4 protein-coding genes are annotated in these 7,340 nt (G+C 70.2%); all 4 read left to right on the top strand.

Features of this window, described 5'->3' with window-relative positions:
* A partial coding sequence (proB, locus tag D183_RS25350; RefSeq protein ID WP_017910534.1) for a glutamate 5-kinase occupies positions 1–925 on the top strand: 925 nt, incomplete at its 5' end.
* 145 nt (positions 926–1,070) lie between these two features.
* On the top strand, positions 1,071–2,318 hold the full coding sequence (locus D183_RS0119770) for a glutamate-5-semialdehyde dehydrogenase (protein ID WP_017910533.1): 1,248 nt from the start codon (positions 1,071–1,073) through the stop codon (positions 2,316–2,318).
* 232 nt (positions 2,319–2,550) lie between these two features.
* Positions 2,551–4,467: a CocE/NonD family hydrolase gene (locus D183_RS0119765; protein WP_017910532.1), complete on the top strand. Its 1,917-nt coding sequence runs from the start codon at positions 2,551–2,553 to the stop codon at positions 4,465–4,467.
* 863 nt (positions 4,468–5,330) lie between these two features.
* On the top strand, positions 5,331–7,340 hold a 2,010-nt coding region (locus D183_RS0119760; protein ID WP_017910531.1), incomplete at its 3' end, for an Ig-like domain-containing protein.

The raw sequence follows: 7,340 nt of genomic DNA, 5'->3' as shown, positions 1-7,340 counted from the left end.
GCAGGCGCTGGCCGCGCTCGGCCAGGCGCAGTTGATCGCGCTGTGGCAGCGCTTCTTCGAGCGGCCGGTGGCGCAGGTGCTGCTGACCCACGACGACCTGCGCAACCGTCGCCGCTACCTCAATGCGCGCGCCACGCTGGGCGAACTGTTGCGGCTGGGCGCGCTGCCGGTGGTCAACGAGAACGACACCGTCTCGGTAGACGAGCTCAAGCTCGGCGACAACGACAATCTGGCCGCGATCGTCGCCGCCCTGGTCGACGCCGATGCGCTGTTCATCGCCACCGATATCGACGGCCTGTACACCGCCGACCCGCGCCGCGACCCGCAGGCACAACCGCTGCACGAGGTGCAGGAACTGAGCGCGGCGGTGCTGGCCATGGCCGGCGGCAGCGGCAGCGGCGTGGGCACCGGCGGCATGCGCACCAAGCTGGAGGCCGCGGCCAAGGCCGGCGCCGCCGGCATCGAGACCTATCTGTTCAACGGCCGCAGCGCCGAGGTGCTGCGCGGCCTGGCTCAGGACAGCCTGCGCGGCACCCGCATCCATGCCGCGCGCACCCGCATCGCTGCGCGGAAGTACTGGCTGCGCCACGTGCCGGTGGAGCCGGGGGCGATCCTGGTCGATGCCGGTGCTGCCGCCGCGCTGCTCGACAAGGGCGCCTCGCTGCTGCCGGGCGGGGTGGCCGGTGCCGTGGGCGAGTTCCGCCGCGGCGACATGGTCGAGGTGCGCCTGCGCGACGCGGCCGGCGAGCGCTGCCTGGCGCGCGGGGTCAGCCAGTACGCGGCGGTGGACATCCGCCGCATCGCCGGCCGCCACTCGCGCGACATCGAGGCGATCCTGGGCTACAACTACGGCGAGAACGTGATCCACCGCGACGATCTGGTGGTGGTGCGGGAATCGGGAGTCGGGAATGGGGAATCGGCGTAAGCGCGCCCGCCCTGCGCCGGCCGCGTCTGCGCCGCAAGGCCGGCACCTGCATCGCGCATCGCATTCGCCGCCTCTGATTTCCTCGCATCGCGCGTAGCCTTTTTGAATCCCGAATCCCGAATCCCGAATCCACCGGAGCCGCCCAATGACCTCCATCCGCACCCAGGCCCTGCACTGCCGCGATGCCGCGCAAGCGCTGGCGCAGTTGTCGTCGCCGGCCAAACAGGCGTTGCTGGAGGCGATGGCGGCGGCGCTGGAGGCGGATGCCGAAGCGATCCTCGCCGCCAATGCGCGCGATCTGGAGGCGGCGCGGCCCAAGGACGTCGGCAGCGCGATGCTCGATCGGCTGGCGCTGGACCGCAAGCGCCTGGACGGCATCGCCGCGGCGCTGCGCGAGGTGGCGGGCCTGCCCGACCCGGTGGGGCAGGTCACCCGCGACGACGTGCGCCCCAACGGCATCCGCGTGCAGAAGATCCGCGTGCCGCTGGGCGTGGTGGCGATGATCTATGAGGCACGTCCGAACGTCACCGCCGACGCCGCGGCGCTGTGCATCAAGGCCGGCAACGGGGTGATCCTGCGCGGCGGCTCCGAGGCGATCCACTCCAATACCGCCATCGCCGCATCACTGCGCCGGGCGCTGCGCGCCGCCGGCATCGGCGAGGCCGCGCTGACCCTGGTCGAGGATCTGCGCCGCGAGACCATGCTGGAGCTGCTGCAGCTGAACGACATCGTCGACCTGGCGATCCCGCGCGGCGGCGAGGGCCTGATCCGCTTCGTCGCCGAACATGCGCGGGTGCCGGTGATCAAGCACTACAAGGGCGTGTGCCATCTGTTCGTGGACGCCTCGGCGGACCTGGCGTTGGCGGTGAAGCTGCTGGTCGACGGCAAGACCACGCGGCCGGCCGCCTGCAACTCCCTGGAGACGCTGCTGGTGCACGCCGACGTGGCCCCGCGCTTCCTACCGCTGGCGGCGCAGGCGTTGCGCGAGCGCGGCGTTACCCTGCGCGGCGATGCCGCCACCCGCGCGCTGCTGCCGGACATCGACCCTGCCAGCGACGACGACTACGCCGCCGAGTACCTGGACCTGATCCTGGCGGTCGCGGTGGTGCCCGACCTGGACGCCGCGATCGCGCATATCCGCCGCTACGGCTCGGACCACACCGAAGTCATCGCCACCGCCGATGCGGCCAACGCGGAGGCCTTCGTGCAGGCGCTGCGCGCGGCGGTGGTGATGGTCAACGCCTCCTCGCGCTTCTCCGACGGCGGCGAACTCGGCCTGGGCGCGGAGATCGGCATCTCCACCACGCGCCTGCACGCCTACGGCCCGATGGGCCTGGAAGCGCTGACCGTGGAGCGCTTCGTGGTGCGCGGCGAAGGCCAGGTGCGGCACTGAGGCTGCGATCCTGGTCGGTCGGGCGCCTGAGCTGCCTGGCAAGGGACTGATCTGCGTCGTGTCGGTGGAGTTGGGGCAGGGCAGCCACCTGGGCTGATTGGCATGGCGTGCCTGCGCGCTCGCGTGCCCGCGGCGCCAACGGCGAGGGTCGGCGACCCAGCCTTTGTCACTTGCCGAGTGAGGCGCCGTCGCCTAGCGTCGCGGATTCGCCTCCTTTCGGGATCCAATGCCCATGCGCCGCCTCGCTCCCTGCCTGCTCGCCGCTGCCGTCGCCCTCGCCACCACCGGCACCGCGTTCGCCCAGACCGCACCGATGACCCCGGACATTACCGGCAAGCCCTTCGTCGCGCCGACCGCGGCCAACGACTACATCAAGCGCGAGGTGATGATCCCGATGCGCGACGGGGTCAAGCTGCATACGGTGATCGTGCTGCCCAAGGGCGCGCACGGCGCGCCGATGCTGCTGACCCGCACGCCCTACGACGCCAGCGGCCGTGCCAGCCGGCTGGCCTCGCCGCACATGCGCGATCTGCTGCCGCAGGGCGACGAGGTGTTCGTCGATGGCGGCTACATCCGCGTGTTCCAGGATATCCGTGGCAAATACGGCTCGGAGGGCGACTACGTGGTGACCCGGCCGCTGCGCGGGCCGCTCAACCCGACCAAGGTCGACCATGCCACCGACGCCTGGGACACCATCGACTGGCTGGTCAAGCACGTGCCCGAATCCAACGGCAAGGTCGGCATGATCGGCTCGTCCTACGAGGGCTTCACCGTGGTGATGGCGCTGGCCGATCCGCATCCGGCGCTGAAGGTGGCCGCGCCGGAAAGCCCGATGATCGACGGCTGGATGGGCGACGACTGGCTCAACTACGGCGCCTTCCGCCAGGTCAACCTGGACTACTTCACCGGCCAGATGACCCGGCGCGGCAAGGGCGAGGGCATCCCGCGCCAGGGCTACGACGACTACAGCAATTTCCTGCGCGCCGGCTCGGCTGGCGACTACGCCAAGGCCGCCGGGCTGGAGCAGTTGCCGTGGTGGCGCAAGCTCACCGAGCACCCGGCCTACGATGCGTTCTGGCAGGAGCAGGCGCTGGACAAGGTGATGGCGCGCACCCCGCTGAAGGTGCCGACGATGTGGCTGCAGGGGCTGTGGGACCAGGAAGACATGTGGGGCGCGATCCACAGCTACGAGGCGATGGAGCCGCGCGATACCGGCAACGACAAGAACTACCTGGTGATGGGGCCGTGGCGGCACAGCCAGGTCAACTACGAGGGCGCCTCGCTGGGCGCACTACAGTTCGACGGCGATACCGCGCTGCAGTTCCGCCGCGACGTGCTCAAGCCGTTCTTCGATCAGTACCTGGTCGACGGCGCGCCCAAGGCCGACACGCCGCCGGTGCTGATCTACGACACCGGCGCCAACCACTGGGACCGCCTGCAGCGCTGGCCGCTGAGCTGCGCGCAGGGCTGCCCGGCGCAGAGCAAGCCGCTGTACCTGGAGGCCGGCGGCCGCGTCTCGTTCGAGGCGCCCAAGGCCGGGCAGGGCGAGTACACCGAATACGTGTCCGACCCGGCCAAGCCCGTGCCGTTCGTGCCGCGCCCGGTGGTGTTCGGCGACCGCGACATGTGGACCACCTGGCTGGTGCACGACCAGCGCTTCGTCGACGGCCGCCCGGACGTGCTGACCTTCGTCAGCGAACCGCTGCAGGCGCCGCTGCGCATCGCCGGCGCGCCGCAGGTGAACCTGCAGGCCTCCACCAGCGGCAGCGACAGCGACTGGGTGGTGAAGCTGATCGACGTGTACCCGGACCAGATGGCGTCCGAGCCGAAACTGGGCGGCTACGAATTGCCGGTGTCGCTGGCGATCTTCCGCGGCCGCTACCGCGAAAGTTTCGAGCATCCGGCGCCGCTGACCCCGAATCAGCCGCTGGCCTACCGCTTCGGCCTGCCGACGGCCAACCACACCTTCGAGCGCGGCCACCGGGTGATGGTGCAGGTGCAGTCGAGCCTGTTCCCGCTGTACGACCGCAATCCGCAGACCTACGTGCCCAACATCTACTTCGCCAAGCCCGGCGATTACCAGAAGGCGACGCAGCGGATCTGGCACACGCCGCAGCAGGCCAGTTTCATCAGTTTGCCGGTGTACTGAGCCAGAGAGTGCCGCACCGGCGGCGCGCGACGCCATGCGTCGCGCTGCCGACCGTCCGGGTTTGGTGGGCCGATCGCCATGACAGGGCCGGGCGCTGCGCAGGCGCGCCGGCCGCACGGTGTCGCCTGCGCCTGTCGATGCAATCGTTTACCGGCGCGGTTCGGCGAACGCAGCCGATGGAGGGACGCACGCAGCCGCGCAGGACCGGGCCATGCCGGTGGCGTCATTTTTTTATTGCTTTGCGCAATAACCTTGAAAAACCCGCAGCGGGCTTTGTGAAAAAAGCGTCGCTGGAGTGTGGTGCTAAACACAGTTGTGTCACGTATTTGTGCCGATTTATTGCCTATGTGTGTCGTCGTTGGCAAAGATCGGTGCGTGCAAACGGAAGGGGGGACCGCGTAACGCCAGTTCTTTGGCGGGTATGCGGCACGATCAATCCGGACCTGAAGGTGGCACCTCGCAATGCAGGCGAGGCATGTCGGCGCAGTGTCACTGCACATGGTGTTGCCGTCCTGCCGTTCGAACTGTTTGGCTTTCACAAGGAGTGCCCGTGATGTCAGTGGACACCGCCCGTTTGTCTCGTTCGCCCCGTCACGTGGCGCATTGCCGCCGCCGGCCTCATCCCCGGGTTTCTCCCTCGCAACGACCCCGACGCTAGCTGCGTCCACCCCGACGTGGCGCGCGGCAGTGCGTGCGCTGCGTTGCTTGATCACCGATCCAATGCTTGTCGTGGACCGATAGGGCCGCGTAGGTGAGGTGTTGCCTGCGCATCGGCCGGCACGGCGCCCAGGCGCGTCGATTGCCCCAGGCCATCGGCTCACGCTCGCCCGCTTCCGCCCATCCTCGCGAAAGGAGTGTTCGTCATGAGTATCCAGGTCAAGGTTGTCCCGCACGATGCGGACCCCGCGCGCGCCCAGGCCGTGCCGCTGCCCGCCGATGGCGTGGTGAACCTCACCAGGGCCAGCCAGGTGGTGCTGGATGTGGCGCCGGACAGCGTCGCCGCCTATACGCGTGAGGGCGGCGACCTGGTCGTCAGGCTGAAGAACGGCGAGATGGTCCGCATCGCCCATTTCTTCGACGCCTCGGCCGAACCGAGCCAGTTGTTCCTGACCCGGGATGAGCGTCCGGTGGCAGTGCAGTTCGCGACCAGCAGCGAGGACGGTGCGTTGCTGGCCAGCTATGCGCCGGTGACGGGCGAGGCCGGGTTCGAATCCTTGACTGCGGCTGGCGCGGGCGGCATGGCCGGTGGGCTGGCGGCGCCCTGGCTGATGGCGGGTGGCGTCGCACTCGGCGCGGGCGCGCTGGCCAGCATGGGCAGCGAGGACGATCGCAATGAGATCGTGCAGCCGCAGCCGCAGCCGCAGCCGCAGCCGTCGGCACCGGCCGTGGCGAGCAATCTGCAGATCTCTCCGGACGGCACCCAGATCACCGGCAATGCGCCGCCCGGCCACTGGGTCGGCATCGATATCGATGGTGACGGACAGGTGGACACGGTGGTCTTGGTCGGCACCGACGGCAGCTTCACCGTGACGCTGCCGGCGCCGGTGGTCGATGGCCAGATGGTAAGCGTGGTGGTCACCAGCCCTGGTGGGGCCTCCAGCCCGCCGGCGATGGTGCAGGCGCCGGACGTCACCCCGCCCGGTGCGGCCGGCAATCTGCAAGTGGCGCCCGATGGCAGCAGCCTCACCGGCACGGCGGAGGCAGGCGCGACGGTGGGCGTGGATACCAATGGCGATGGCGTGCCGGACGTGACCGCCGTGGTCGGCAGCGACGGCACCTTCACCGTACCGCTGCAGCCGCCACTCACCAATGGCGAACCGCTGACGGTGGTGGTGACCGACACGGCCGGCAACACCGGCCCCGGCGCCAGCGTCAACGCGCCCGACACCACGCCGCCGGCGGCGGCCGGCAATCTGCAGGTCTCGGCCGATGGCGGCAGCCTCACCGGCACCGCGGAGGCGGGCGCCACAGTGGGCGTGGATACCAATGGCGACGGCGTGCCGGACGTCACGGCCGTGGTCGGCAGCGATGGCACCTTCACCGTGCCCTTGCAGCCGCCGCTGACCGATGGCGAGACGCTGACCGTGGTGGTGACCGATCCGGGCGGCAACACCAGTCCGCCGGCCAGCGTGCAGGCGCCGGATCTGCTGGCGGCACCGGTCATCGACGCCAGCAACGGCAGCGTCATCGCCGGTACCTCGGAAGCAGGCGCGACCATCACCCTGACCGACGGCAACGGCGCATCGATCGGCCAGGCCATCGTCGATGCGTCCGGCAACTGGAGCTTCACCCCGGCCATACCGCTGGCGGACGGCACGGTGATCACGGCGGTCGCCAGCAATGCCGCCGGCACGGTCAGTCCGCCGGCGACCACCACGGTGGACGCGGTGGCACCCGCGGCACCGGTGCTGCAGCCGAGCAACGGCAGCGAGATCAACGGCACCGCGGAGGCCGGTGCGACAGTGACGGTGACCGACGGCAACGGTGCGGTGATCGGGCAGGCCGCGGTCGATGCGTCCGGCAACTGGAGCCTCGTCCCCGCCAGTCCTCTGCCCGACGGCACGGTCATCACCGCTGTCGCCACCGATGCCGCAGGCAACGCCAGCCCGCCGGCGACGACCACTGTCGATGCGCTGGCGCCGGCCGCGCCAGTGCTGCAGCCGAGCGATGGCAGCGCAATCGTCGGCACGGCGGAGGCCGGCGCGACGGTCACCGTCACCGACGGCAACGGCACGGTGATCGGCCAGACCACCGCCGATGGCGCCGGCAACTGGAGCGTCACACCGGGCACGGCCCTGCCGGACGGCACCGTGGTCAACGTCGTCGCCACGGACGCGGCCGGCAACGTCAGCCCGCCCGCATCGCTCACCGTG

The organism is Xanthomonas sp. SHU 199 (assembly GCF_000364665.1).
GTDB classification, from domain to species: domain Bacteria; phylum Pseudomonadota; class Gammaproteobacteria; order Xanthomonadales; family Xanthomonadaceae; genus Xanthomonas_A; species Xanthomonas_A sontii.
This window is presented reverse-complemented; position numbering and strand designations above follow the sequence as displayed.

Excerpts from the sequence above, each read along its gene's own strand:
- D183_RS0119770 (WP_017910533.1), top strand. The coding sequence starts at position 1,071 with ATGACCTCCATCCGCACCCAGGCCCTGCACTGCCGCGATGCCGCGCAA.
- D183_RS0119765 (WP_017910532.1), top strand. The coding sequence starts at position 2,551 with ATGCGCCGCCTCGCTCCCTGCCTGCTCGCCGCTGCCGTCGCCCTCGCC.